The following is a 25957-nucleotide window of genomic DNA, read 5'->3' as shown; positions in this document are numbered from 1 at the left end:
AAGGTGACAGAAAAGTGCCATCATTTTAGTGGCGCTCAGGGTGGAAGGATTCTCCTGTGTCTGCGATCTTATCTCTATTGCAAAGTCGTCTGCTGCGCCCGGTCTTCATTGCGTTGGGCATTGCCCTTCTGGTGCAAGTCATCGTGGCGGTTGCGCTTACCCGGAGCACGGTCACAGCCCTTGAGGCGGATCTCGCCAATCGCCTCGGGGTAGATTCGCAACATCTTTCCTCCGAGCTGGAACTGGCGAGTAGCGAAGTGACGTCGAGTCTCGATGCGCTTTCGGCCAGCACGCGTCAACGCCTGAGTGTCGGTCTGTCGACGCGTTTGAAAGACGAGCAGACGCAACTGCGCGCCACGCTGGAAAAAGACCTCAAAGACTCGGCCACCGATATGGCCGAATTGCTGGCTGCCGTCGCTCCGCGAGCCATGTGGGACAACGACACACCGACACTTTCCGAGTTTGCCCGACGGGCGCAGCGCAATCCCAATGTGCTGTTCGTCGTCTATGACGATGCAGCAGGAGAGCACCTTACTCGCTACATGAACCGGGATAACGCGCTGGTCAGAGCGTTGCTGGCCAAGGGCGAGGGCGAGCGGGCGATGGATAAAGTTCTGAGTGCCGCAAAAAACGATCCATCCGTGTACTACGTCGAGGCCTCCATCAGCCCTAATGGTGTCGAGATCGGCAAAGTGCGCATGGGCGTTTCCACTGCAACGGTCGAGGAAAATCTTGCGGCACTGGACAAGCGTTTTGCAGCGCTGATCACCAGCGGCGAACAATTGGTCTCCGACAGCCTTGCCAGTGCGTCAAAAGACAGCTCGACGGCTCTGCGTGGGCGCTTGCAAGCGGCTCAGGCCGCAGCAACGGCAATGACCGGCAACACGCGTGTCACTGTTCAGGAAGCGGCCGAAACGCTGCGCTGGCGGATCGGCATGGGCCTGGCGTTGGTGGGCCTTGGCGTACTGCTGTTGCTGGCTGTCGTACTGGGGCGTCGAGTGGTCAGCAAGCTGCATCTGTTGATCGCGGCACTCAACGATCTGGCGGCGGGAGAGGGTGACTTGACCAAGCGCGTCAAGCTGGACAGCAATGACGAGATTGGCGACATGTCGGCAGCGGTCAATCGCTTCATCGACAAGTTGCAGCCCATCGTGCGTGAGGCGGGTGAGGTTGCACAGTTGACCGGGATCGAGATCGGTGCAATGAGCCAGCGCAATGCCGGTGCCGATGCGGCGGCCGAGTTGCAGCGTGATGAGGTGGCAGCCAGTCTTAAAGCGCTGGAGCAGATGGCCGACGAGGCGCAGTCGGAAAGTCACGCAATGCAGGCCGCCCTGCGTCAGGTGATCGATATCAAGCAGGCTACTGATGAAAACACCCGTACTTCCAGTCAGGTCGGCGGGCTGATCGAAGCGCTGGCCGGTCAGGTCGAGACCGGTGCGCAGGTCATCGAGCGCCTGGCGCAGCAAAGCCAGCAGATCGAGGTTGTGCTGGAAGTCATCCACGGTATTGCCGAACAAACCAACCTGCTTGCGCTCAACGCCGCCATCGAAGCGGCGCGTGCAGGCGAAACGGGCAGGGGCTTTGCCGTAGTCGCCGACGAAGTTCGAGCGCTGGCCAGCAAGACGCAGAGTTCGACGGGGGATATTCAGGAACACATCATCGCCTTGCAGCGTGGCGCAAAAGAGGCTGTAGCCGCCATCGGTGTCGCTGGTCGACAGGCCAAGGAAGGGCTTGAAGTGTTGCGCGACAGTGCCAAGCGTCAGCAGACGGTTCAGGCTTCTGTCGAGCAGGTGCATGCAGCCATTGGCCTGGCAACTCAGGCAGCGGTTCATCAGGCGCAGGGTGCACAGGCTGTTCGCGGTCGGGTAGAGGTGATTCACGCTCAGGCCGAGCGAGCTGCCAAAGCGGTGGTGGAAACGACCGCCAGTGGCAAAGTACTCAGCGGGCTGGCTGCACAGCTGAAAGCCAGCCTGGGGCAGTTCAGGGCTTGAATGCGCATGGTTCGGCGCTGCAGTTGCAGTGCCGGGTGCAGGCCGGACTGTTTTTGGTAAGTCCAGAAAGCAAAAAACCGAGCCATTGGCTCGGTTTTTTTGAATTGGTGCCCAGAAGAAGACTCGAACTTCCACGACCTTGCGGTCACCAGCACCTGAAGCTGGCGTGTCTACCAATTTCACCATCTGGGCAGTATCAATGACGTGTACGCCGTTGATGGGGCGCACTATACGGCCATCGTTTTGCTCTGTAAACCCCTGTTTTGATTAATCAAAGGCGGAAAATGCAAAAACCCGCTTTCGCGGGTTTTTGTGAGGCCTGAGACTGTTGTAGTCTGTCGCCTGAATTGGTGCCCAGAAGAAGACTCGAACTTCCACGACCTTGCGGTCACCAGCACCTGAAGCTGGCGTGTCTACCAATTTCACCATCTGGGCAGTATCGGAAGGCATAGGCCTGTCGATGGCGCGCACTATACGGAGCGTCTTTTGGGCTGTAAACCCCGGCAGTGAAAAAAAGTCCAAAAAAATCACAGGCGGCGTGTTTCGGGCGTTTCAGTGTGGTCGAGCCTATGATTTACAGGCCGGTTTGAGCGTGAAATTTCCCGTTTCATGAGGTCTATGCCAAACTAACCCCTATATATACAAGGTGAAAACTATCTAATGGCCGATTGGCAGTCCCTCGATCCCGAGGCCGCTCGTGAAGCGGAAAAATACGGAAACCCCATTCCCAGCCGCGAGCTGATCTTGCAGCACCTTGCCGAGCGCGGTTCGCCGGCAAGTCGCGAGCAACTGGTCGAAGAATTCGGCCTGACCACCGAGGATCAATTCGAGGCCCTGCGCCGTCGCCTTCGTGCGATGGAGCGCGACGCCCAATTGATCTACACCCGTCGTGGCACCTATGCACCGGTAGACAAGCTTGACCTGATCCTGGGTCGCATCTCCGGCCATCGCGACGGTTTCGGTTTTCTGGTTCCCGACGACGGCTCCGACGACCTGTTCATGAGCCCGGCGCAGATGCGTCTGGTGTTCGACGGTGATCGGGCGCTGGCTCGGGTCTCCGGCCTGGACCGTCGTGGCCGTCGCGAGGGTGTGATCGTCGAGGTGATCTCGCGTGCTCACGAAACCATAGTGGGTCGCTATTTCGAAGAAAGCGGCATTGGTTTTGTGGTGCCCGACAACCCGAAGATCCAGCAGGAAGTGCTGGTCACGCCGGGTCGCAACAACAGCGCCAAAATCGGCCAGTTCGTCGAGGTGAAGATCACTCACTGGCCAACCCCGCGCTTCCAGCCGCAAGGTGATGTGGTCGAAGTGGTCGGTAACTACATGGCTCCGGGCATGGAGATCGATGTTGCGCTGCGTACTTACGATATTCCGCACGTATGGCCCGAAGCCGTCCTCAAGGAGGCTGCCAAGCTCAAGCCGGAAGTCGAAGAGAAGGACAAGGAGCATCGCGTCGATCTGCGTCACTTGCCTTTCGTTACCATCGATGGTGAAGATGCACGCGACTTCGACGATGCGGTTTATTGCGAAGCCAAGCCGGGCAAACTGCGTTTGTTCTCCGGTGGCTGGAAGCTCTACGTGGCAATTGCCGACGTATCGAGCTACGTAAAAATCGGTTCGGCGCTGGATGCCGAGTCTCAGGTACGCGGCAACTCGGTGTATTTCCCCGAGCGTGTCGTACCTATGCTGCCTGAGCAATTGTCCAACGGCCTGTGCTCGCTGAACCCGCACGTTGATCGTCTGGCCATGGTCTGTGAGATGACTATCTCCAAGACCGGCGAAATGACTGACTACGTGTTCTACGAAGGCATCATCCATTCCCATGCCCGTCTGACCTATAACAAGGTCAGCACGATTCTGGAGCAGCCTAAAACCGCCGAGGCGAAGAGCCTGCGCGGCGAATATGGCGATGTGGTGCCGCACCTCAAGCAGCTTTACGCCATGTACAAGGTGTTGCTTGGCGCGCGTCATGTGCGGGGTGCGATCGATTTCGAAACTCAGGAAACCCGGATCATCTTCGGCTCCGAGCGCAAGATCGCCGAAATTCGTCCGACTACCCGCAACGACGCTCACAAGCTGATCGAGGAGTGCATGCTGGCTGCCAACGTGGCCACCGCGCAGTTCCTTAAAAAGCACGAAATTCCTGCGTTGTACCGTGTCCACGATGGTCCGCCACCGGAGCGTCTGGAAAAACTGCGTGCGTTCCTTGGCGAGTTGGGTCTGACCCTGCACAAAGGCAAGGAAGGCCCGACGCCGAAGGACTATCAGGCACTGCTTGAGACCGTTCGTGATCGTCCGGACTATCACCTGATCCAGACCGTGATGCTGCGTTCGTTGAGTCAGGCGGTGTACAGCTCGGACAACAATGGCCACTTCGGCCTGAATTACGAGGCGTATACGCACTTCACGTCGCCGATCCGTCGCTATCCCGATCTGTTGACGCACCGCGCGATCCGCAGCGTTATCCGCTCCAAGCAGGATACCCCGCATGTTCGTCGTGCAGGCGCTGCAACGATTCCGAAAGCGCGTATCTATCCGTACGACGACGCATTGCTCGATCAGTTGGGCGAGCAGTGTTCGATGAGCGAGCGCCGCGCTGATGAGGCCACGCGTGACGTGGTCAATTGGCTCAAGTGCGAGTATATGAAGGATCGCGTCGGCGAGTCGTTCCCCGGTGTGATCACGGCGGTAACCGGTTTTGGCCTGTTCGTCGAGCTGACCGATATATATGTCGAGGGTCTGGTCCACGTCACCGCACTGCCGGGCGACTACTACCATTTCGACCCGCTGCATCACCGCCTTGCCGGTGAGCGTACCGGGCGTAATTTCCGCCTTGGCGATACTGTTGAAGTGCGCGTCATGCGTGTCGATCTGGATGAGCGCAAGATCGATTTCGAGATTTTCGCAACGGCAGCCGCCGCTACACCTGTCGGTCGCAAGCGTCGCGGTCATGACACTGCGCCACCTGCAGCCGCTGCGGCTGAGAAGGACAAGGCACCTGCCACCAAGTCAGGTCGCCGTACCTCTTCGGCCAAAGAGACCAGTTCCGAAGCGTATCGCCCGGGCGATGCGGCGGCTAAAAACGCAGAAGTGCGTAAAAGCCGCGAACTGAAGAAAGCACTTCTGGCAGACGCGAAGGGTGGTAGCAAGGCGTCGTCGGGAAAGTCTGACAGGTCGGGCTCTGCTCCTTCGTCGAGCAAGCCGGCCAGCAAGCACCGCAAAGGCTCGTCGAAGACGGGCTCCGCGCCGGCTGCAAAAAGCAGTGGCGCTCGTAAACCCAAGGCCAAGTCATGAGTCAGCTGGAAAAAATCTACGGCGTACACGCCGTAGAAGCTTTGCTTCGTCATCACCCCAAGCGCGTCAAGCACATCTGGCTGGCAGAGGGTCGTAATGACCCTCGTGTTCAAACGCTGGTCTCACTGGCGAGCGAAAATCGCGTGACTATCGGTCAGGCCGAGCGTCGCGAAATGGACGCCTGGGTTGAAGGCGTGCATCAGGGCGTGGTCGCCGACGTCAGCCCGAGCCAGGTCTGGGGCGAGGCAATGCTCGATGAGCTGCTTGATCGCAGCGAGGGGCCGCCGTTGCTGCTGGTGCTTGATGGCGTGACTGATCCGCATAACCTGGGCGCTTGCCTGCGTACCGCCGATGCGGCCGGTGCGCTGGCTGTTATCGTGCCCAAGGACAAGTCTGCAACCTTGACGCCTGCTGTGCGAAAAGTCGCCTGCGGCGCTGCGGAAGTGATTCCTCTGGTGGCCGTGACCAACCTTGCGCGCACGCTGGAAAAACTCCAGCAGCGCGGTTTGTGGGTTGTCGGTACGGCGGGCGAGGCCGAGGTCGAGCTGTATCAGCAGGACCTGACCGGGCCGACCATCATCATTATGGGTGCTGAAGGCAAGGGCATGCGTCGCCTGACCCGCGAGCACTGTGATTATCTGGTGCGTCTGCCGATGGCGGGCAGTGTCAGCAGCCTGAACGTGTCGGTTGCGACCGGCGTGTGTCTTTTTGAAGCGCTGCGCCAGCGCAGTGTAAAGGCTGCCGGCAAGAAATCCTGACCCCTTGCCGGTCGTCCAGTGAGCAGGTCGCGTTTCGCTATCTGCTCACTGGCTTACCAATTGCCTTGCACCTCCCTCGACCCTTCTCTACAATTGCGCCCCTTGCTGTCACGGCAGGCGCTCATGTGCCTGTCCCTGAGCAAGACCAACAGTGTCATTCACTCCTTGTCTGACCGCTATTTGAGCGGCAGGCTACAACCCGTAAGGAGCATTCATGCGTCATTACGAAATTATCTTTTTGGTCCACCCGGATCAAAGCGAGCAAGTCGGCGGCATGGTAGAGCGTTACACCAAGCTGATCGAAGAAGACGGCGGCAAAATCCACCGTCTGGAAGATTGGGGCCGTCGTCAACTGGCTTACGCAATCAACAATGTTCACAAGGCTCACTACGTGATGCTGAACGTTGAGTGCACTGGCAAGGCTCTGGCCGAGCTGGAAGACAACTTCCGTTACAACGATGCTGTGATCCGTAACCTGGTCATCCGTCGCGACGAAGCCGTAACTGGCCAGTCCGAGATGCTCAAGGCTGAAGAGAACCGCAGTGAGCGCCGTGAGCGTCGTGACCGTCCTGAGCACTCCGACAGCGCCGATGGCGATGACGGCGACAACAGCGACGTTAGCGATAACGCTGACGAGTAATCCACGGACCTTTTGAGGAGCCAATTACATGGCACGTTTCTTCCGTCGTCGTAAATTCTGCCGCTTCACCGCTGAAGACGTCAAAGAGATCGATTACAAAGATCTCAACACTCTGAAAGCCTACGTATCCGAGACCGGCAAAATCGTTCCAAGCCGTATCACTGGTACCAAAGCACGTTATCAGCGTCAGCTGGCCACCGCTATCAAGCGTGCCCGCTTCCTGGCCCTGCTGGCCTACACCGACAGCCACGGCCGCTGAGACCAGGTAGTCGACAAAACGTAACAAAGGATAGAAAGCATGCGTGCCCTGGCTGAATTCATCATGCGCGGCCGTATGCAGGCCACTCTCGTAGTGGCTGGATGTGCGGCGTTGCCGCTGTTGTTCTGGTTGAGTGCTGCCGCAGGTTGCCTTGTGCTCCTGCGACGCGGGTTCAGTGATGCCGTTGGTGTCCTGTCCTGGGCTCTGCTGCCGGCCTTGGTCTGGTGGTATTTCGGTGAACCTCGTACAGCCATGGTGCTGCTGGGTTCGCTGAGTTTGGCAATGGTTTTGCGTGCCAGCGAGTCCTGGGTCCGCGTGCTGCTGGTCAGCGTGGCGTTGGGTGTGGTGTACGCAGTGGTTCTGGGCACGGTTTTTCGCGAACCTCTGGAAGCAATGTCGCAGGAGTTGCAGAAACATCTGCCGACAATGCTGGCCGGGCTCTACGAGCAGTTGAACGTAGAAGAGCGAGCGCGTCTGGGGTCACTGATTGCTCCCGTCCTGAATGGCCTGATAGCGGCTGTGTTGCAAATCGTCAGTGTGCTGTGCCTGATGCTGGGCAGGTACTGGCAAGCGATGTTGTACAACCCTGGTGGTTTCGGGCGTGAATTTCGCGCCGTGAAACTTCCACTGGTGCCTGCGTTGGCGCTGTTGGTGTGCATGCTGGTTGGGCCGAATTTCGGGCCTCAGGTAGCCATGATCACACCGCTGTGCAGCGTACCGCTGGCATTTGCCGGGCTAGCCCTGATTCACGGACTGGTTGCTGAAAAGCGCCTTTCGCGGTTCTGGCTGGTAGGGATGTACATCACGCTGCTGGTGTTCATGCAACTGATCTATCCGTTGCTCGTGGTAATTGCCATTGTCGACAGCCTGATTGATTTTCGCGGTCGCCGGGGTTCGAAAGACTCCGGCAATGGTCCTGCGAACGGTGAAGGTTAAAAGTTAAGAGGATTTCCACATGCAACTGATCCTTCTGGAAAAAGTCGCCAACCTGGGCAACCTGGGCGACAAAGTAAACGTTAAGGCCGGTTACGGTCGTAACTACCTGCTGCCTTACGGCAAAGCAACCGCTGCAACCGCTGCCAACGTGGCTGCGTTTGAAGAGCGTCGTGCCGAGCTGGAAAAACTGGCTGCAGACAAGAAAGCATCTGCCGAAACTCGCGCTGCCCAACTGGCTGAGCTGGAAGTGACTATCACTGCCACCGCTGGTGACGAAGGCAAGCTGTTCGGTTCGATCGGTACTCACGACATCGCTGATGCACTGACCGCCTCTGGCGTTGAAGTTGCAAAAAGCGAAGTTCGTCTGCCGAACGGCACTATCCGCAACGTTGGCGAATTCGACGTAGCCGTGCATCTGCACAGCGACGTAGAAGCGACAGTACGCGTTGTCGTAGTGGCTGCTTAAGCAACACTGAATCGTCTGGCGGCATTGTCGTGAGAGGATTAACATCGGGCACGATCCTGTTTACAGGTCGTGCCCTTTGTCTTTGTGCCATCCCCATTCTGCAACCCCCCGAATTAAAGTGGCCATGAACGATATATCCGCCCCCGAGCAATACGATCTGCAAACCGCTGCCCTCAAGGTGCCGCCACATTCCATCGAGGCCGAACAGGCTGTGCTCGGTGGTCTGATGCTGGACAACAACGCCTGGGAGCGCGTGCTCGATCAAGTCTCTGATGGTGATTTCTATCGACATGACCACCGTCTGATCTTCCGCGCCATTGCCCGGCTGGCTGATCAGAACAGCCCGATCGACGTGGTTACCCTGGCCGAACAGCTGGACAAGGAAGGCCAGACCTCGCAAGTCGGTGGCCTGGGCTACCTCAGCGAGCTGGCGAAAAACACGCCCTCTGTTGCCAACATCAAGGCCTATGCGCAGATCGTTCGTGCGCGGGCCACATTGCGGCAGTTGATTGGTATCAGCACTGAAATCGCGGACAGCGCGTTCAACCCGGAAGGTCGAACCGCCGAAGAGATTCTGGACGAGGCCGAACGGCAGATCTTTCAGATAGCCGAAGCGCGGCCCAAGACCGGCGGCCCGGTCAGTGTCAACGACCTGCTGACCAAGGCCATCGACCGTATCGATACCCTGTTCAACAGCGACAACGCAATCACCGGCCTTTCCACTGGCTACACCGATCTCGATGAAAAAACCAGCGGTCTGCAGCCATCTGACCTGATCATCGTTGCAGGTCGTCCGTCGATGGGTAAAACCACTTTCGCGATGAACCTGGTCGAAAACGCTGTGTTGCGCAGCGACAAGGTGGTGCTGGTCTATTCGTTGGAAATGCCAGGTGAATCGCTGATCATGCGTATGCTTTCATCGCTGGGGCGTATCGATCAGACCAAGGTGCGCGCCGGCCGTCTGGAAGATGATGACTGGCCGCGCCTGACCTCGGCGGTCAATCTGCTCAACGATCGCAAGCTGTTCATCGACGATACAGCAGGCATCAGCCCCTCGGAAATGCGCGCACGCACACGCCGTATCGTTCGAGAGCACGGCGACATCGCCATGATCATGATCGACTACCTGCAGCTGATGCAGATTCCCGGTTCGAGCGGCGACAACCGTACCAACGAGATCTCCGAGATTTCCCGGTCCCTGAAAGCGCTGGCCAAGGAGTTCAACTGCCCGGTTATTGCCCTTTCGCAGTTGAACCGCTCGCTTGAACAGCGACCGAACAAACGCCCGATCAACTCCGACCTCCGGGAATCCGGAGCGATCGAGCAGGATGCCGACGTCATCATGTTTGTGTATCGCGACGAGGTGTATCACCCCGAAACCGAACACAAGGGCATTGCCGAGATCATTATCGGCAAGCAGCGTAACGGCCCTATCGGCACTACACGCCTTGCGTTCATCGGCAAATACACGCGTTTCGAGAACCTGGCACCCGGCAGTTACAACTTCGACGAAGATTGATCTAAGGTCAGTCAAATCCGACCGCCGTTGTCAGGCTTGATCAAAAAATGTGCTATATTCCGCGCCCGCGATTTTTCCAACGTGCAAACGTAGGTCCTGAACATGCAAGCAGCCAAGCCGTTATTTGACTATCCCAAGTACTGGGCCGAATGTTTCGGACCAGCACCTTTCCTGCCCATGAGCCGGGAAGAAATGGATCTGCTTGGCTGGGATTCCTGCGACATCATCATCGTCACAGGTGATGCGTACGTTGATCACCCGTCTTTCGGCATGGCAATCATTGGCCGTTTGCTTGAGTCCCAAGGCTTTCGGGTCGGGATCATCGCGCAGCCCAACTGGCAGTCCAAAGACGACTTCATGAAGCTCGGCGAGCCGAACCTGTTTTTCGGTGTCGCTGCCGGCAACATGGACTCGATGATCAACCGATACACGGCGGACAAGAAAATCCGCTCCGATGACGCCTACACACCTGGCGGCATGGCCGGCAAGCGCCCAGACCGCGCGAGTCTGGTGTACAGCCAGCGCTGCAAGGAAGCCTACAAGCACGTGCCTATCGTGCTGGGCGGCATCGAAGCCTCGTTGCGCCGTATTGCCCACTATGACTACTGGCAGGACAAGGTTCGCAACTCGATCCTGATTGACGCCTGCGCCGACATCCTGCTGTACGGCAATGCCGAACGTGCGATTGTCGAAGTTGCCCAGCGTCTGTCCTATGGCCACAAGATCGAAGACATCACCGATGTGCGCGGCACTGCCTTCATCCGTCGTGACACGCCGCAAGGCTGGTATGAAGTCGACTCGACGCGCATCGATCGTCCGGGCAAGGTCGACAAGATCATCAACCCGTACGTCAACACCCAGGACACCCAGGCCTGCGCCATCGAGCAAGAAAAAGGCGACGTCGAAGACCCGAATGAAGCCAAGGTGGTGCAGATCCTTGCCAGCCCGCGCATGACCCGCGACAAGACTGTGATTCGTCTGCCGTCGGTGGAAAAGGTCAGGAACGATGCCGTTCTGTACGCTCACGCCAACCGCGTGTTGCACCTTGAAACCAATCCGGGCAACGCCCGCGCATTGGTGCAGAAGCATGGTGAAGTTGACGTCTGGTTCAATCCACCGCCCATTCCGATGACCACCGAAGAAATGGACTACGTGTTCGGCATGCCTTACGCGCGCGTTCCTCACCCTGCATACGGCAAGGAAAAGATTCCGGCCTACGACATGATCCGTTTTTCGGTGAACATCATGCGCGGCTGTTTCGGCGGCTGTACGTTCTGCTCGATTACCGAGCATGAAGGCCGGATCATTCAGAACCGTTCCGAAGAATCGATCATTCGTGAAATCGAAGAGATCCGCGACAAGGTGCCAGGCTTTACCGGCGTCATTTCCGACCTGGGCGGACCGACTGCGAACATGTATCGCATCGCCTGCAAAAGCCCGGAGATCGAATCGGCGTGCCGCAAGCCGTCCTGCGTGTTTCCTGGTATCTGCCCGAACCTGAACACCGATCACTCGTCGCTGATTCAGCTGTACCGCAGTGCCCGAGCGTTGCCGGGTGTGAAGAAAATCCTGATCGCTTCCGGCCTGCGTTACGACCTCGCGGTCGAGTCGCCGGAATACGTCAAGGAGCTGGTCACGCACCACGTCGGTGGTTACCTGAAGATCGCCCCGGAACACACCGAGGAAGGTCCGCTCAACCAGATGATGAAGCCGGGCATTGGCAGCTATGACAAGTTCAAGCGCATGTTCGAGAAGTACACCAAGGAAGCAGGCAAGGAGCAGTACCTGATTCCTTACTTCATCGCCGCCCACCCGGGCACCACTGATGAAGACATGATGAACCTGGCGCTGTGGCTCAAGGGCAACGGCTTCCGTGCGGATCAGGTGCAGGCGTTCTACCCGTCGCCAATGGCCACGGCCACGGCGATGTACCACTCGGGCAAGAACCCGTTGCGTAAGGTGACTTACAAGAGTGACGGCGTCACGATTGTGAAGAGCGAAGCACAGCGTCGTCTGCACAAGGCATTCCTGCGCTATCACGACCCGAAAGGCTGGCCGATGCTGCGTGAGGCGCTGGAGCGTATGGGCCGTTCCGACCTCATCGGGTCGGGCAAAGATCAATTGATCCCGCTGCATCAGCCTGCGACCGACACCTATCAGAGTGCCCGCCGCAAGAACTCGACCCCGGCAGGTAGCCACAAGGTCGGCAAGAACACCAAGACCACGCTGATTCAGACCCAGCACACCGGTCTGCCGCCACGTGGCAGCGACGGCAGCAAGCCGTGGGACAAGCGTGAAGAAGCCAAGGCTGCAGCAATGGCGCGCAACAAGCAGGCCGCCAAAGAGCGCATTGACGCCGCCAAAGGCAAAGGCCCCAAGCCAGCCAAGCGCAAGCCGGTAGTACCGCGCTAACATACATCGCATAGCGCCGCCTGCTTGAACAGGGGCGGACGCAGAGCGTCCAGAGCGGCATGCCCACGCAGAGCTTGGGCACGATATTCAGCGTATGCTCGTTCCTCACGTTCCAGCGTGTGAATGCCGTTCGTGATGCTCTGCGTCACACCACGCACCCACGCTGCTCACAATTCTTCACCCCACACCCAATCCCTCTGCCACACTGTCTGCCTTATTACTGTGCAACCCTTGCACCGTCGGCTCAGGCCGGCACGATTTTGGTGCTGAGCCTCGTAAAGCAGGTAGTGCCGATGTCGTAGGCGCCTGACTTTGACCGGATGGCATAAGTCTTGCGCGGCTCATTTACCGTTCAGGCTCGCAGGAGGCACGCCGTGTCGATTCATATTGCCTTGCACCATGTCACGCATTATCGCTACGACCGCGCGGTCGAACTGGGTCCTCAGATCGTTCGCCTGCGCCCGGCCGCTCACAGCCGCACACGCGTACTGTCGTATTCGTTGAAAGTGTTGCCTGAAAATCATTTCATCAACTGGCAGCAGGACCCACAGGGCAACTATCTGGCGCGCCTGGTCTTTCCGGAAAAAACCAAGGAATTCCGTGTCGAGGTCGATCTGGTTGCCGAGATGGCAGTGTTCAACCCGTTCGATTTCTTTCTCGAGCCGTACGCTGAAAACATCCCGTTCACGTATGCCAGCGAAGAGCAGCGTGAACTGGCACCGTATCTCGAAAAACTGCCGCTGACCCCGAAATTCCAGGCCTATCTGGACAGCATCAGCCGTGAGCCGATTCCGGCCATCGACTTTCTGGTTGGCCTCAACCAGCGTCTGAGCCAGGACGTCGATTATCTGATTCGCATGGAGCCGGGTGTACAGACCCCCGAGTTCACTCTGGAAAACGCCTCGGGTTCCTGCCGCGATTCTGCGTGGCTGCTGGTGCAGCTGCTGCGCCATCTGGGGATGGCCGCGCGCTTCGTGTCGGGGTATCTGATCCAGCTCAAGGCTGACGTTGCAGCGCTGGATGGGCCTTCCGGTACCGACGTCGACTTCACCGACCTGCACGCCTGGTGCGAGGTGTATCTGCCGGGTGCAGGCTGGGTCGGGCTGGACGCGACCTCTGGACTGTTCGCCGGCGAAGGCCACATTCCGCTGGCCTGCAGTCCCGAGCCATCCTCCGCAGCACCGATCAGTGGGCTGGTCGAGCCGTGCGAAACCGAGTTCAGCCATGAAATGTCTGTAGAGCGTATTTGGGAGGCGCCACGCGTCACCAAGCCCTATAGCGAAGAGCAGTGGCAGGACATCCAGGCGGTTGGGCGGCAGATAGACGCTGATCTGATCCGCGATGATGTGCGCCTGACTATGGGCGGCGAGCCTACGTTTGTTTCCATTGATGATCGCGATGGCCCCGAATGGAACACTGCAGCGCTGGGGTCGCGCAAGCGTGAGCTGTCTGCCGAACTCTTCCAGCGCATGCGCGCGCACTATGCGCCTCTGGGGATCGTGCATTTCGGGCAGGGCAAATGGTATCCGGGGGAACAGTTGCCGCGCTGGTCGCTGAACTGTTTCTGGCGCAAGGACGGCAAGCCGGTCTGGCGCAACAATGCGCTGATCGCCAATGAAACACAGGACTACGGCGCAACTGGCGAGCTGGCCGGGCGTTTTCTGGCCAGCGTTGCCGAGCGCCTGAAACTGCCGGCCCGTTTTGTTTTTCCGGCCTACGAAGATAATTTCTACTACCTGTGGCGCGAAGGTGCGCTGCCGGTCAACGTGACCGCCGAAGATTCGTGGCTGGGCGACGAGCTTGAGCGGGCGCGCCTGCGCAAGGTCTTCGCGCAGGGGCTGGACAAGATGATCGGCCAGGTCTTGCCGCTGGCCCGTAGCGCAGAAGGTGACAGCTGGCAGAGCGGCCGCTGGTATCTGCGTGACGAGCATTGCCGTCTGGTGCCAGGTGATTCAGCGTTGGGGTATCGACTGCCACTGGCCTCGCAGCCTTGGGTCAAGGCGGCGGAGTACCCGTTCATTCACCCGACCGACCATAATCAGGACTTTCCTGAACTGGCCGACAGCGACTCGCTGACCTCGGCACTCAAGTCAAACGAGACAGACGCTGAACGCGCGCCGAAGATCGACGAGTCCGCCGATTGGCTGACCCGTACGGCGCTGTGTGCCGAAGCGCGTGATGGACGTCTCTACCTGTTCATGCCGCCGCTGCAGAAGCTTGAGGAATACCTTGAGCTTGTAGCCGTTATCGAAGCAACTGCCGAAGAGTTGCAATGCCCGGTTCTGCTCGAAGGTTACGAGCCGCCGAGCGATCCGCGTCTGTGCAACTTCCGCATTACGCCTGACCCGGGTGTGATCGAAGTCAACGTGCAGCCCTCGGCAAGTTGGGACGAACTGGTCGAGCGCACCGAATTTCTCTACGAGCAGGCGCGCCTCACACGTCTTACCACCGAAAAGTTCATGATAGATGGTCGTCATACCGGCACTGGCGGCGGCAATCACTTCGTGCTGGGCGGGGCGACACCGGGCGATTCTCCGTTCCTGCGGCGTCCAGACCTGCTGCGCAGCCTGATCAGTTACTGGCACAACCATCCTTCGCTGTCGTACCTGTTTTCCGGGCTGTTCATTGGCCCTACCTCACAGGCGCCACGTATCGACGAGGCGCGTAACGACTCGCTCTACGAAATGGAAATTGCCTTCGCGCAGATGCCCGAACCCGGAGAAGACGTTGCGCCTTGGGTCGTGGATCGCCTGCTGCGCAACCTGCTGATCGATGTCACCGGTAACACCCACCGCGCCGAGTTCTGCATCGACAAGTTGTATTCGCCCGATGGCGCGACCGGGCGCCTGGGCTTGCTGGAGCTGCGCGCCTTCGAGATGCCGCCTCACGCGCGCATGAGCCTCGCCCAGCAATTGCTGCTGCGCGCGCTGGTCGCCCGTTTCTGGCGCGAGCCTTATGCACCGGCCAAACTGGCACGCTGGGGCACGCAGTTGCACGACCGCTTCATGCTGCCGCATTTCATCGAGCAGGATTTCGCCGACGTAGTGGCTGACCTGAACGCGGCCGGTTATCCGGTCAAGGCCGACTGGTTTGCCGCGCATCTGGAATTTCGCTTTCCGAAAGTGGGCGATTACGCCGTCAACGGCATCGAGCTGGAACTGCGTCAGGCGCTGGAGCCTTGGCATGTGCTGGGCGAGGAGGGCTCGGCTGGCGGTGCGGTGCGCTATGTCGATTCATCGCTGGAACGCTTGCAGGTGCATCTCAGCGGGCTGCCGCCGCAACGCTATCTGCTCACCTGCAATGGCATACCCGTACCCCTGCAGCCGACCGGACGCGTCGGCGAGTTTGTCGCGGGCGTACGCTATCGTGCCTGGCAACCGGCCAACTGCCTGCAACCGACCATCGGCGTACATGCCCCGCTGGTGTTCGACCTGCTCGATACCTGGATGCACCGCTCGCTGGGCGGCTGCGAGTATCATGTCGCCCACCCGGGCGGTCGCAACTACGAGACATTGCCGGTCAACGCCAACGAAGCGGAAAGCCGTCGCCTGTCACGTTTCTTCCGCATCGGTCACACACCCGGCAAGCTGACCGTTCCGTCGCTCAATATTAATGACGAGCTGCCGATGACGCTGGATATGCGTCTGCATTAAAAACAGTGGCTCTGTGCGTCAGATGCACACGGATGTGACATCTGGCAGCACTACTCTGAAGTCCTTACGTTGCCTGCCGAGCCTTCCATGCCTGACCTGCTTGATCGCTACTCTCTTTCCGAGGGCACTTACCACGAGATGCTCGATGCTGATGGCGCCGTTCGTCCACACTGGCGACGCCTTTACGAGCACATGCAACGCAGTACGTCGGCGCAATTGATTCAGCGCCAAGCCCTGCTGACCCGGCAGATTCAGGAAAACGGCGTCACCTACAACGTCTACGCCGACCCCAAGGGCGCTGATCGTCCATGGGAACTGGACCTGTTGCCGCACATTATTGCGGCGGATGAGTGGCAGCACGTGGCGGCAGGGATTGCCCAGCGTGCGCGGTTGCTCAACGCCGTGCTGGCCGATCTTTATGGTCCCCAGACCCTGATCGCCAATGGTTTGCTGCCTGCCGAACTGGTATTCGGCCATAACAACTTCTTGTGGCCATGCCAGGGCATAAAACCGCCTGAAGGCACCTTTTTGCACATGTACGCCGTTGACCTGGCGCGCACGCCGGACGGGCGCTGGTGGGTTACCGCCGACCGTACTCAGGCGCCCTCCGGGGCGGGTTATGCTTTGGAGAATCGCCAGAGCGTCGCCCGTGCCTTGCCTGAAACCTACCGCGACCTGCAGGTCCGGCATCTGTCAGGCTTCTTCGATACCTTGCAACAGACCCTTTCACGTCAGGCGCCGACCAGCAGCGAGGCGCCGCTGGTGGTGTTGTTGACGCCAGGGCGCTTTAATGAAAGTTATTTCGAGCACCTTTATCTGGCGCGGCAGCTGGGTTATCCGCTGGTCGAGGGCGGCGATCTTACCGTTCGCGATGACACCGTTTACCTGAAAACCCTCAGCGGCCTGCGCCGGGTTCACGCGATCATGCGTCGTCTGGACGATGATTTTTGTGATCCGCTGGAATTGCGAACCGATTCCGCACTCGGCGTGCCGGGTTTGCTGGAGGCGGTGCGTCAAGGCAACGTGCTGGTCGCCAATGCGCTGGGCAGCGGTGTGCTTGAATCGCCTGGGTTATTGGGCTTTTTGCCGAAAATCAGTCAGTACCTGTTCGGTGAGGACCTGATTCTGCCATCGGTGGCAACTTGGTGGTGCGGAGAGCCGACCGTGCTGGCGCAGGCGCTGGAAAAACTGCCTGACTTGCTGATCAAACCCGCATTTCCCTCGCAGCATTTTGCCCCAGTGTTTGGACGCGATCTCAACGAGGAACAGCGCACGGCTCTCGCCCAACGCATGCAATCGCGGCCTTATGCCTATGTGGCCCAGGAGCTGGCGCAATTGTCCCATGCGCCGGTGCTGCAGGCCGATGGCACCGGTTTGCAGCCGCGTGCCATTGGCATGCGCGTTTACGCCGTGGCCAGCGTCGACGGCTATCGTGTGCTGCCGGGCGGTCTGACCCGAGTGGCCGCTGAAGCCGATGCCGAGGTGGTCTCCATGCAGCGCGGTGGTGCGAGCAAGGACACCTGGGTGCTGGGCGAGCGCTCGCACCTCGGTGAACCCTGGAAAGGTCAGCGTGTGCTGGGGGTCTATGACCTGATCCGGCGCGACCCCTATCTGCCATCGCGGGTGGTGGAAAACCTGTTCTGGTTCGGCCGCTATTGCGAACGTTGCGAAGACAGCGCGCGCCTGCTGCGCATCATGCTCACGCGCTACGTCGATGATGATGACCCGCTTGCGCTACAGGCTGCTGTCGCGCTGGCTGAAAGCCTCGGCATGCTGCCCGAAGCGCAAGAGGGCGAAGAGCTGAAGGATCGCCTGCTTGCGGCGCTTCTGGGTGAAGAGTGGCCATTCAGCCTGCGTGGCAATCTGCAGCGTCTGCAGTGGGCCGCTTCACAGGTGCGCGGCAAGCTATCGAGAGAAAACTGGCAGGCGCTGGTCGAGCTCCAGCGCGAAGCGTTGAGCCTGGATACCGAGGAGCCGGACTTTGGCGAGCTGGTGGATTTTCTCAACCGTCTGGTGATGTCACTGGCGGCGCTTGCCGGTTTTGCCATGGATGACATGACCCGTGATGAAGGCTGGAGCTTCCTGATGATCGGGCGCCGGATAGAGCGTCTGAAGTTTCTCAGCACAAGCCTGGCGGCCTTTCTGCGCGGTTCGGCGGTTTCGGAGAAGGCCGGGCTGGAATGGTTGCTGGAACTGGGCAACAGCAGCATCACCTACCGTTCGCGTTACATGTCGGTGCCGCATCTGATTCCAGTGCTGGACCTGCTGTTGCTTGATGAGCAGAATCCGCATGCGGTGCTGTTTCAGCTCAAACTGGTACAACGTTCGCTGCGCCGCCTGAACGACGAGTTCGATGCGCCGCGCGATAACGGCCTTGCGGTGCTGGCTCAGCGTCTCGCTGCCTTCGATCTGGGTAGCCTGGAAAACCCGTTGTTTGGTCAGAGCAGCATCGACGCAGTCCTCGACGGGCTGGCCGACCTGTTGCAGAGCATCGGCGACAGCAGTGGGCAGGCTTCAGACCGTCTGGCCCTGCGCCATTTTGCCCACGTCGATGACGTCAGCCAACGCACGGTATCTGTCTGATGAGCGCCTTCTACCAGATTTTTCACGACACGCATTATAAGTACGACAGCCCGGTTTCCCTGGCTCAGCAGTTGGCGCATCTGTGGCCACGCAGCAGTCAGTGGCAGCGTTGCACCGAGCAGGCACTGGAGATATTCCCGACGCCGACCACGCGTCGCGACGAGCTGGACGTGTTCGGCAACCCGCTGACGCGCCTGGCGTTCGAGCGTCCTCATGATGAGTTGCAGGTCAATGCCCGGCTGCGTATCGAGGTACTCGAACGCCCGTTTCTGGATTTCAATCTGTCGCCGGAATGGGAAGTGACGCGCAGTGCGCTGACTTACAGCGCCAAACCGATGACCGAAGATATTCTGGAGGCCTGCCGCTATCGCTTCGAGTCTCCCTACGTACACCTGAAACGTTCGTTCGTCGAGTTTTCGCAGGACTGCTTTCCTGCCGGACGCCCGTTGCTGCTGGGTGTGCAGGCCTTGATGGAGAAGATCTTCAGCGAATTCACTTTCGACGAAGAAGCGACTCAGGTAGCGACACCGCTGGTGGAAGTGCTGGAGCGACGGCGCGGTGTCTGTCAGGACTTTGCGCACCTGATGCTGGCGTGCCTGCGCTCGCGGGGGCTGGCGGCACGCTACGTGAGTGGTTATCTGCTGACTCAGCCTCCGCCCGGTCAACCCCGGCTGATCGGTGCTGATGCTTCGCACGCGTGGGTGTCGGTGTTTTGTCCGGCGTCGGGCTGGGTCGACTTTGACCCGACCAATAATGCGCAGCCTGCACTGGAGCACATCAGCCTGGCCTGGGGGCGTGACTTTTCGGATGTATCGCCTTTGCGTGGGGTTATCTTGGGCGGCGGCAGCCACGATCCCGAAGTCCGCGTCACCGTCATGCCCGTCGCTGCCTGAGCCGCCTAATTAGCGGGCCTCTTGAATCGTTCTTCAAAGGTGCAATTGTGCCGGGACCTTTCGATACACGTCTTTGGAACCCTGGCGCCGATAAGGCACTCTCTTGTTACATCAATTTTCAACGTTTACTCAAATGGCCTGCCTGGAGATTCAAATGATTCGCAAGCTCGTAGCGATTTCGCTGTTGTCGTTGGCCAGTGGCCAGTTGTTGGCCGCCGAGTGCTCCACCACAGTCGATTCGACCGATCAGATGATGTACGACACCAAAGCCATCCAGATCGACAAGAGCTGCAAGACGTTCACCGTCAACCTGACGCATTCCGGCAACCTGCCGAAGAACGTCATGGGGCACAACTGGGTGTTGAGCAAAGACGCTGACGCTCAGGCGATTACCAACGATGGCATGGCTGCAGGTATCGACAAAGATTATCTGAAGCCAGGCGACGATCGCATCATCGCTCATACCAAAGTCATCGGTGCCGGTGAAAAAGACTCGGTGACGTTTGATGTGTCCAAACTTGATGCAGCAGAGAAGTACCAGTTTTTCTGCACCTTCCCAGGGCATATCAGCATGATGAAAGGTGCCGTGACCCTGAAGTAACGGCAAGCCTTCAGCAGCGGACGCAGAGCGTCCGCAACGGCATTCCCACGCGGAGCATGGGCACGATAGTGTCTACTTGACGACTATCGTTCCTCACGCTCCAGATTGGGAATGCCTTGCGTGACGCTTCGCGTCACAGTTCTGAGCCAGTCACTCAAGGTGCGTACGGCAGTTCGCGTTTGTGCTGGGTCTTCGCGTAGGTTTCGCAGATGATGCGGAATGCTTCTTCACGCACCGGCTCGCCATGCAGGAAGGCGTCTATCTCTGCGTAGGTCACGCCATGAGAGGCTTCGTCCGGTTTGCCAGGTGACAAGTCTTCCAGGTCGGCAGTCGGTACTTTTTCTACCAGGGATTCCGGCGCGCCGAAATGGCGAGCGATTTCGCGTACCTGGTTTTTCACCAGCCCGCTCAATGGGGCAAGGTCGCAGGCGCCGTCGCCGAATTTGGTGAAAAAGCCCATGACAGCTTCCGCCGCATGGTCTGTGCCTATCACCAGCCCCTGATAAGCCCCCGCCACGGTGTACTGGGCAACCATGCGCATACGCGCCTTGGTATTGCCGAGCACAAAATCCACAGCGCTGGCCGGCAGCCCGTCGAACGCTGCTTTCACTTCGGCAGCCAGTGCCTTGACGCTGGAGCCGATGTTGATGGTATGGCGCTCGTCCGGCTCGATGAAATCCACAGATGCCTGGGCTTCATGCTCGTCTGCCTGCACGACATAAGGCAGGCGCACGGCGATGAAGCGATAGTCTTTGTCACCGGTGCTTTCACGCAACTCCTTGATCGCGCGCTGGGCAAGCAGGCCGGCAGTCAGTGAGTCGACACCGCCGCTGATGCCCAGCACCAGCGTTTTCAGCCTTGCGTTCTGCACGCATTCTTTGATGAAGTCGACGCGGCGGCCCACTTCGGCCTGCAGTGCGTTCTGGTCCGCGAAAGGTGGCTGGACATTAAGCTGGTCAACAATCTGGCGCTGTACGGCGTGCATGATTCACTCCTCGTCAGTGGGATAATTCAAGCGGGTTTTTCAGGCGTCGGCAAGCTGGGGACCTTGAACACATGCCGCATGTAAGCGACAAAATTCGGGTCCTTGCACTGTGTCTTGCCGGGCTCGTCGGAAATTTTCGCTACCGCCTGACCTGCACAGGCGGTCATCTTCAGCACCATGTTCATGGGCGCTATGCCTGGGATATCAGCCGTCAGGTTGGTGCCGATGCCAAAGCTGACATTGATGCGCCCGCGCAGCGCCCGAAAAATCTCCAGTGACTTGGGCAGGTTCAGTCCGTCAGAAAACACCAGTGTCTTGCTCATCGGGTCGATGCCCAGTTTCTGGTAATGCGAGATGCATTTTTCGGCCCACTTCACTGGGTCTCCCGAATCATGGCGCAAACCGTCGAAGAGCTTGGCGAAGTACAGGTCGAAGTCATTCAGGAAAGCATCTGTGGTGATGCAGTCCGTCAGCGCGATGCCCAACAGGCCTCGATACTCGCGCACCCAGCAATCGAGCGCGGCGATTTGACTGTCGATCAGGCGCGGCCCCAGTTGCTGGTGGGCCATGATCCATTCATGCGCCATTGTGCCGAGCGGCTTCAGATCAAGTTGGCGTGCCAGATGCACATTGCTGGTGCCGACGAACTGCCCCGGGAAATCCTTTTTCAGTACGCCGAGGATTTCTTCCTGAACGCGGTAGGAAAACCGCCTGCGGGTGCCGAAATCCGCCACTTTCAATTCGGCCAGCTCATCCGGCGTGGCGTTACTGTTCAGCCAGTCGAATTTTTCATAGAGACGATCCCGAGCCTGACTGAGCAAGGTGTCCGGGTAGCGGTGGCGGTTCCTGACCTCACTGACAATCGCCAGCAACGGCACTTCGAACAGGATGACGTGCAGCCACGGCCCGTGCAGACGAATGCACAGCTCACCGTCCTCGATGCTGGTTTTGACATAGCGGGTATTGAAGCGGAACAGCCCTAGAAACCTGAGAAAGTCCGGCTTCAGGAACGTGATGCGTTCCAGAAAGCCCAGATGCTCAGGGGTAAGAGACAGCTCGCACAGCAACTCGATCTGGTGCTTGATCTCGTCCAGATAAGGACGCAGATCTTCACCATTGCGGCAGCGAAACTCCCACTCGACGTCCACGTTGGGGTAGTTATGCAGGACAGCCTGCATCATGGTCAGCTTGTAGAAATCAGTATCGAGCAGGCTTTGCACGATGCGATTTGAAAAGGCGCTCTCGCTCATTGAATCGGGCTCTCCAGAGCAGCCGGATAATGTCGGGCCCGCGACTTCCTGTCTGTCACCACGGAAAGCTCACGGCCGGATGGGTGTGCATTGTCGCCTTTAATGTGGCGGTTGATCCAACTGTTCCAGCATCCACTGCAGAAAAACCCGGATTTTGGGCACGTCGGCAGTGTGTTCCGGATAGGACAGGTAATAGGCGCTGTTAGTGCTGGGCAATCTGTAGTCCCAGGGAATCACCAGTTTGCCTTCGGCCAGTTCCTCCTCGACCAGAAAACGCGGCAGCAGCGCGACACCGCAGCCGACCTGCGCAGCACGAATGCACATATAGAAGGTTTCAAAGCGCGGCCCGTGATAGCTGTGGTCAGTCTGATACCCCTGACTTTCGAACCATTCGTGCCAAGCCCTCGGGCGGAAGGCGTTCTGCAGTAAAACCAGTGTGCTCAATTGGGTCGGATCGCTGAATGGCTCGTCCGGCAGACTTTCAGGTGCGCAAACCGGCACCAGTTCTTCGCCAAACAGCTTCACGCTTTCGGCGCCGGGAATGGCAGCCTGGCCGAAGTAGAACGACACGTCGCAACGGCCCTTGATCAGGTCGTCAGCCTCTTGCTCGTTGATCAGGTCCAGGTGAATGTGCGGATGACGCAAGCGCCAGCCCTTCAGTCGCGGCACCAGCCAGCGGGCGCCGAACGTCGACGGTGTCGAGACCCGCAGCACTTCGGTTTCGCCACCATAGGAGCGCAGGAAGTGAGTGGACATCTCTATCTGGGTCAGAATCTTGCGCACTTCCGCCAAATACAGCGCACCCGCCGGGGTCAGTTGCAGGCGACGTCGCACGCGCTGAAACAGCAGATGCTGGACCAGCTCTTCGAGCTGCGCGACCTGTTTGCTGACGGCGCTCTGGGTCAGGTTGAGTTCTTCGGCGGCGCGGGTGAAGCTCAAATGCCGGGTCACCGCCTCAAAGCATTGCAGTGCGGCTATCGAGGGCAAGTGGCGTTTATTCAGCATGGTGACTTCTCTGTGTTCCGCGAGCGTGCATGAGCAATATGAGTAATCGGAATGATATCCCGCTGGAACGTCGTTTGTCGGCCAGACGCTTGTTGGTTATCAATAAGGGGCAGGTATGACCCACGGCATTTCCTGCCAAATCCACTAACCTCAATTGGTGCGTCTCGTAGCGTTCGCGCACCGGGCGTGTGCAATTCGGTGACGTGTAATGTTACAAGTGGGTTGCCCTGTGGGTGTAATGCGGGTTGCACCCTGAAGGGGGGGGTTGGTTGCTCTTTCATCGGGAAGAGTTGCACCTTTCTGCGTTTTTTTGGTTGCACAGCCACGGCGCACGACTATCAGGTCATTGAATGAAAAGATAAACACGACAATTCTCATAATGAAAAAAGCGATGGCACGGGGCTTGCTCTAGGCAACTCTGTAATCGAGCAACCCGTACCCAGGCAATCACGTAATCGCAGTGCCCGTTAAAAAAATATCCTCAGGAGCACCACTCATGTCGCATACGTTTTACAGGAAAGGCTTTCTGGCAATCGCAGTGGCAACTGCATTGGGCGTGTCTTCGTTTGCACAGGCGGATGTGAAAATCGGCGTCGCAGGTCCCATGACCGGCGCGAATGCATCGTTTGGCCAGCAATACATGAAAGGCGCGCAGGCAGCGGCCGATGCGATCAACGCGGCAGGTGGTGTGAACGGGGAGAAAATCGTGCTGGTGGCGGGCGATGATGCCTGCGAGCCGAAGCAGGCCGTGGCAATTGCCAACCGTCTTGTGGATCAGGACAAAGTGATTGGTGTTGTCGGGCACTTCTGCTCGTCGTCGACCATTCCGGCTTCCGAGGTCTACAGCGATGCGGGTGTGATTGCCATCACGCCTGGCTCGACCAACCCGACAGTGACCGAGCGCGGTATGAAAGAGATGTTCCGCATGTGCGGCCGTGATGACCAGCAGGGCATCGTCGCTGGCGACTACATCGTCGACGTGCTCAAGGGCAAGAAAATCGCGGTCATCAACGACAAGGACACTTATGGCAAGGGCCTTGCCGATGCAACGGCCAAGCAACTGACAGCGCGCGGCGTCAAGCCGATACTCGAGGAAGGCCTGACCCGTGGCGAGAAAGATTTCAGCGCCTTGGTCACGAAGATTCGTTCGGTTGGCGCTGATGTCGTGTACTTCGGCGGCCTGCACCCTGAAGCTGGCCCATTGGTTCGCCAAATGCGTGAGCAGGGGCTGAAGGACGTCAAGTTCATGTCTGACGATGGCGTCGTGACTGACGAACTGGCCACCACCGCTGGCGGTGCGCAGTACGTTGATGGCGTGTACATGACCTTTGGTGCCGACCCGCGCGCATTGCCGGACAGCAAGGCAGTTGTTGACCAGTTCCGCAAGGCCGGTTACGAGCCTGAAGGCTACACGCTGTACGCTTACGCTTCCGTGCAGGCCCTGGCGGCCGGCTTCAATGGCGCCAAGTCCAACAAGGGCGAAGAGGCTGCCAAGTGGCTCAAGGCCAACCCGGTCAAGACCGTTATGGGCGAAAAAGCCTGGGATGCGAAGGGCGACCTGAAAGTCTCCGACTACGTGGTGTACCAGTGGGACGCCAACGGCAAATACAAGCAACTCGAAAAACAGAAGTGAGATAACCCCCTGTCAGCCCTGCCTCCCAGGCGCTGATGCGGTGATGGGCGCGCCCATGAGCGCGCCTGCATCTCTGTTGTTGTTTTCGGACCTGCTGGTCGCGCCTCACGAGGGAACGACCGGCAGGGTGCTGAACTGCCTTTCAGTGTGTGAGCGTGCGTGATGGATGGGATTTTCCTGCAACAAATGGTCAACGGACTCACTCTGGGGTCTGTCTATGGCCTCATCGCCATCGGCTATACGATGGTCTACGGCATCATCGGCATGATCAACTTCGCCCACGGCGACGTTTACATGATTTCCGCCTACCTGGCCGCCATCGGTCTTGCGGTCCTGTCTTTCTTCGGCGTGGAATCCTTTCCATTCCTGATTCTTGGCACCCTGGTTTTTACCATCGTGGTCACCGGGGTATATGGGTTCGTCATCGAGCGCGTGGCTTACAAGCCATTGCGTAACTCGACCCGCCTGGCACCTCTGATCAGCGCCATCGGTATTTCCCTGATTCTGCAGAACTACGCGCAGATCAGTCAGGGGGCTCGCCAGCAAGGCGTGCCGACATTGCTTGAGGGCGCCTGGCGCATCGAGATCGGCAGCGGTTTTGTGCAGATCACCTACACCAAGATATTCATCCTCATTGCCGCTTTCGTCGGCATGGGCGTACTGACCTACATCATCAAGTACACCAAGCTCGGCCGCATGTGCCGCGCTACACAGCAGGACCGCAAGATGGCGTCGATCCTGGGGATCAACACCGATCGGGTGATTTCCTACGTGTTCATCATTGGCGCTGCCATGGCTGCGCTGGCCGGTGTGTTGATCACCATGAACTACGGCACTTTCGATTTCTACGCAGGCTTCATCATCGGCATCAAGGCGTTCACCGCCGCGGTACTGGGCGGGATCGGGTCGCTGCCGGGCGCCATGTTGGGTGGACTGATCCTGGGGGTTGCCGAGTCGCAGTTCTCCGGCTTGGTCAACTCCGATTACAAAGACGTGTTCAGTTTCGGCCTGTTGGTATTGATCCTGATTTTCCGTCCTCAAGGCCTGCTGGGTCGCCCACTCGTGGCGAAGGTATAAGT

The 25957-nt window shown here is 58.7% G+C and carries 18 protein-coding genes and 2 tRNA genes; 15 read left to right on the top strand and 5 right to left on the bottom strand.

The window, feature by feature from the left end; translation table 11 throughout:
• The first annotated feature begins 56 nt into the window (after positions 1-56).
• On the top strand, positions 57-1991 hold the full coding sequence (locus ALO43_RS10470) for a methyl-accepting chemotaxis protein (RefSeq protein WP_054997473.1): 1935 nt from the start codon (positions 57-59) through the stop codon (positions 1989-1991).
• A gap of 105 nt (positions 1992-2096) precedes the next feature.
• Here ALO43_RS10470 and ALO43_RS10465 read toward each other — a convergent pair.
• Both ALO43_RS10465 and ALO43_RS10460 read right to left on the bottom strand, forming a co-directional pair.
• Positions 2097-2183 (bottom strand) — tRNA-Leu (locus tag ALO43_RS10465).
• Positions 2184-2339: 156 nt separating this feature from the next.
• A tRNA-Leu gene (locus tag ALO43_RS10460) sits at positions 2340-2426 on the bottom strand.
• Positions 2427-2651: 225 nt separating this feature from the next.
• Here ALO43_RS10460 and rnr point away from each other — a divergent pair.
• From rnr to azu, 12 genes are all read left to right on the top strand, one after another.
• Positions 2652-5285 (top strand): ribonuclease R, encoded by a 2634-nt coding sequence (gene rnr / locus ALO43_RS10455; protein WP_054997472.1) that lies wholly within the window; start codon positions 2652-2654, stop codon positions 5283-5285.
• Complete coding sequence (gene rlmB, locus ALO43_RS10450) at positions 5282-6043, top strand: 23S rRNA (guanosine(2251)-2'-O)-methyltransferase RlmB (RefSeq protein ID WP_024670381.1); 762 nt, start codon at positions 5282-5284, stop codon at positions 6041-6043. The genes rnr and rlmB overlap by 4 nt, the downstream gene beginning before the upstream one ends.
• A gap of 214 nt (positions 6044-6257) precedes the next feature.
• Positions 6258-6683, top strand: a complete 426-nt coding sequence (rpsF, locus tag ALO43_RS10445) for a 30S ribosomal protein S6 (protein ID WP_002551828.1) — start codon at positions 6258-6260, stop codon at positions 6681-6683.
• A gap of 28 nt (positions 6684-6711) precedes the next feature.
• On the top strand, positions 6712-6942 hold the full coding sequence (gene rpsR, locus ALO43_RS10440) for a 30S ribosomal protein S18 (RefSeq protein ID WP_002551829.1): 231 nt from the start codon (positions 6712-6714) through the stop codon (positions 6940-6942).
• 39 nt (positions 6943-6981) lie between these two features.
• Positions 6982-7878, top strand: coding sequence for a YybS family protein (locus tag ALO43_RS10435; RefSeq protein WP_005888529.1), 897 nt, complete (start codon positions 6982-6984; stop codon positions 7876-7878).
• A gap of 19 nt (positions 7879-7897) precedes the next feature.
• Positions 7898-8344, top strand: coding sequence for a 50S ribosomal protein L9 (rplI, locus tag ALO43_RS10430; RefSeq protein WP_003317208.1), 447 nt, complete (start codon positions 7898-7900; stop codon positions 8342-8344).
• Positions 8345-8468: 124 nt separating this feature from the next.
• Positions 8469-9863, top strand: a complete 1395-nt coding sequence (gene dnaB, locus ALO43_RS10425; RefSeq protein ID WP_005888531.1) for a replicative DNA helicase — start codon at positions 8469-8471, stop codon at positions 9861-9863.
• A gap of 102 nt (positions 9864-9965) precedes the next feature.
• Positions 9966-12275 (top strand): YgiQ family radical SAM protein, encoded by a 2310-nt coding sequence (locus tag ALO43_RS10420; RefSeq protein WP_024670380.1) that lies wholly within the window; start codon positions 9966-9968, stop codon positions 12273-12275.
• A 374-nt stretch (positions 12276-12649) separates the two neighbouring features.
• Entirely contained in the window at positions 12650-15928 is a 3279-nt protein-coding gene (locus ALO43_RS10415; RefSeq protein WP_054997471.1) for a transglutaminase family protein, read from the top strand.
• A gap of 87 nt (positions 15929-16015) precedes the next feature.
• Entirely contained in the window at positions 16016-18511 is a 2496-nt protein-coding gene (locus ALO43_RS10410) for a circularly permuted type 2 ATP-grasp protein (RefSeq protein WP_024670378.1), read from the top strand.
• On the top strand, positions 18511-19404 hold the full coding sequence (locus tag ALO43_RS10405; RefSeq protein WP_005888537.1) for a transglutaminase family protein: 894 nt from the start codon (positions 18511-18513) through the stop codon (positions 19402-19404). Before ALO43_RS10410 ends, ALO43_RS10405 begins: the two co-directional genes overlap by 1 nt.
• 154 nt (positions 19405-19558) lie before the next feature.
• A complete protein-coding gene (gene azu, locus ALO43_RS10400; RefSeq protein WP_024670377.1) occupies positions 19559-20005 on the top strand; it encodes an azurin in 447 nt (148 codons plus the stop codon).
• Between the two features lie 154 nt (positions 20006-20159).
• Here azu and nadE read toward each other — a convergent pair whose 3' ends face one another.
• From nadE to ALO43_RS10385, 3 genes are all read right to left on the bottom strand, one after another.
• Positions 20160-20990, bottom strand: coding sequence for an ammonia-dependent NAD(+) synthetase (nadE, locus tag ALO43_RS10395; protein ID WP_024670376.1), 831 nt, complete (start codon positions 20988-20990; stop codon positions 20160-20162).
• A gap of 26 nt (positions 20991-21016) precedes the next feature.
• Positions 21017-22240, bottom strand: coding sequence for a nicotinate phosphoribosyltransferase (gene pncB, locus ALO43_RS10390; RefSeq protein WP_005888542.1), 1224 nt, complete (start codon positions 22238-22240; stop codon positions 21017-21019).
• A 99-nt stretch (positions 22241-22339) separates the two neighbouring features.
• Complete coding sequence (locus tag ALO43_RS10385; protein WP_005888544.1) at positions 22340-23245, bottom strand: LysR substrate-binding domain-containing protein; 906 nt, start codon at positions 23243-23245, stop codon at positions 22340-22342.
• Positions 23246-23741: 496 nt separating this feature from the next.
• Between ALO43_RS10385 and ALO43_RS10380 the strand changes: the two genes are divergently transcribed.
• A complete protein-coding gene (locus tag ALO43_RS10380; RefSeq protein ID WP_053481079.1) occupies positions 23742-24878 on the top strand; it encodes a branched-chain amino acid ABC transporter substrate-binding protein in 1137 nt (378 codons plus the stop codon).
• Positions 24879-25040: 162 nt separating this feature from the next.
• On the top strand, positions 25041-25955 hold the full coding sequence (locus ALO43_RS10375; protein WP_005888550.1) for an ABC transporter permease subunit: 915 nt from the start codon (positions 25041-25043) through the stop codon (positions 25953-25955).
• Positions 25956-25957 lie beyond the last annotated feature (2 nt).

This window comes from Pseudomonas tremae, assembly GCF_001401155.1.
Taxonomy (GTDB): Bacteria; Pseudomonadota; Gammaproteobacteria; order Pseudomonadales; family Pseudomonadaceae; genus Aquipseudomonas; species Aquipseudomonas tremae.
This window is presented reverse-complemented; position numbering and strand designations above follow the sequence as displayed.

What these genes read in the sequence shown, in the direction of transcription:
- ALO43_RS10435 (WP_005888529.1), top strand. Translation starts at nt 6,982, where the DNA reads ATGCGTGCCCTGGCTGAATTCATCATGCGCGGCCGTATGCAGGCCACT.
- ALO43_RS10375 (WP_005888550.1), top strand. Translation starts at nt 25,041, where the DNA reads ATGGATGGGATTTTCCTGCAACAAATGGTCAACGGACTCACTCTGGGG.
- ALO43_RS10380 (WP_053481079.1), top strand. Translation starts at nt 23,742, where the DNA reads ATGTCGCATACGTTTTACAGGAAAGGCTTTCTGGCAATCGCAGTGGCA.
- rpsR (WP_002551829.1), top strand. Translation starts at nt 6,712, where the DNA reads ATGGCACGTTTCTTCCGTCGTCGTAAATTCTGCCGCTTCACCGCTGAA.
- ALO43_RS10420 (WP_024670380.1), top strand. Translation starts at nt 9,966, where the DNA reads ATGCAAGCAGCCAAGCCGTTATTTGACTATCCCAAGTACTGGGCCGAA.
- ALO43_RS10385 (WP_005888544.1), bottom strand. Translation starts at nt 23,245, where the DNA reads ATGCTGAATAAACGCCACTTGCCCTCGATAGCCGCACTGCAATGCTTT.
- rnr (WP_054997472.1), top strand. Translation starts at nt 2,652, where the DNA reads ATGGCCGATTGGCAGTCCCTCGATCCCGAGGCCGCTCGTGAAGCGGAA.
- rpsF (WP_002551828.1), top strand. Translation starts at nt 6,258, where the DNA reads ATGCGTCATTACGAAATTATCTTTTTGGTCCACCCGGATCAAAGCGAG.
- dnaB (WP_005888531.1), top strand. Translation starts at nt 8,469, where the DNA reads ATGAACGATATATCCGCCCCCGAGCAATACGATCTGCAAACCGCTGCC.
- ALO43_RS10405 (WP_005888537.1), top strand. Translation starts at nt 18,511, where the DNA reads ATGAGCGCCTTCTACCAGATTTTTCACGACACGCATTATAAGTACGAC.
- ALO43_RS10410 (WP_024670378.1), top strand. Translation starts at nt 16,016, where the DNA reads ATGCCTGACCTGCTTGATCGCTACTCTCTTTCCGAGGGCACTTACCAC.
- rlmB (WP_024670381.1), top strand. Translation starts at nt 5,282, where the DNA reads ATGAGTCAGCTGGAAAAAATCTACGGCGTACACGCCGTAGAAGCTTTG.
- nadE (WP_024670376.1), bottom strand. Translation starts at nt 20,990, where the DNA reads ATGCACGCCGTACAGCGCCAGATTGTTGACCAGCTTAATGTCCAGCCA.
- azu (WP_024670377.1), top strand. Translation starts at nt 19,559, where the DNA reads ATGATTCGCAAGCTCGTAGCGATTTCGCTGTTGTCGTTGGCCAGTGGC.
- rplI (WP_003317208.1), top strand. Translation starts at nt 7,898, where the DNA reads ATGCAACTGATCCTTCTGGAAAAAGTCGCCAACCTGGGCAACCTGGGC.
- pncB (WP_005888542.1), bottom strand. Translation starts at nt 22,240, where the DNA reads ATGAGCGAGAGCGCCTTTTCAAATCGCATCGTGCAAAGCCTGCTCGAT.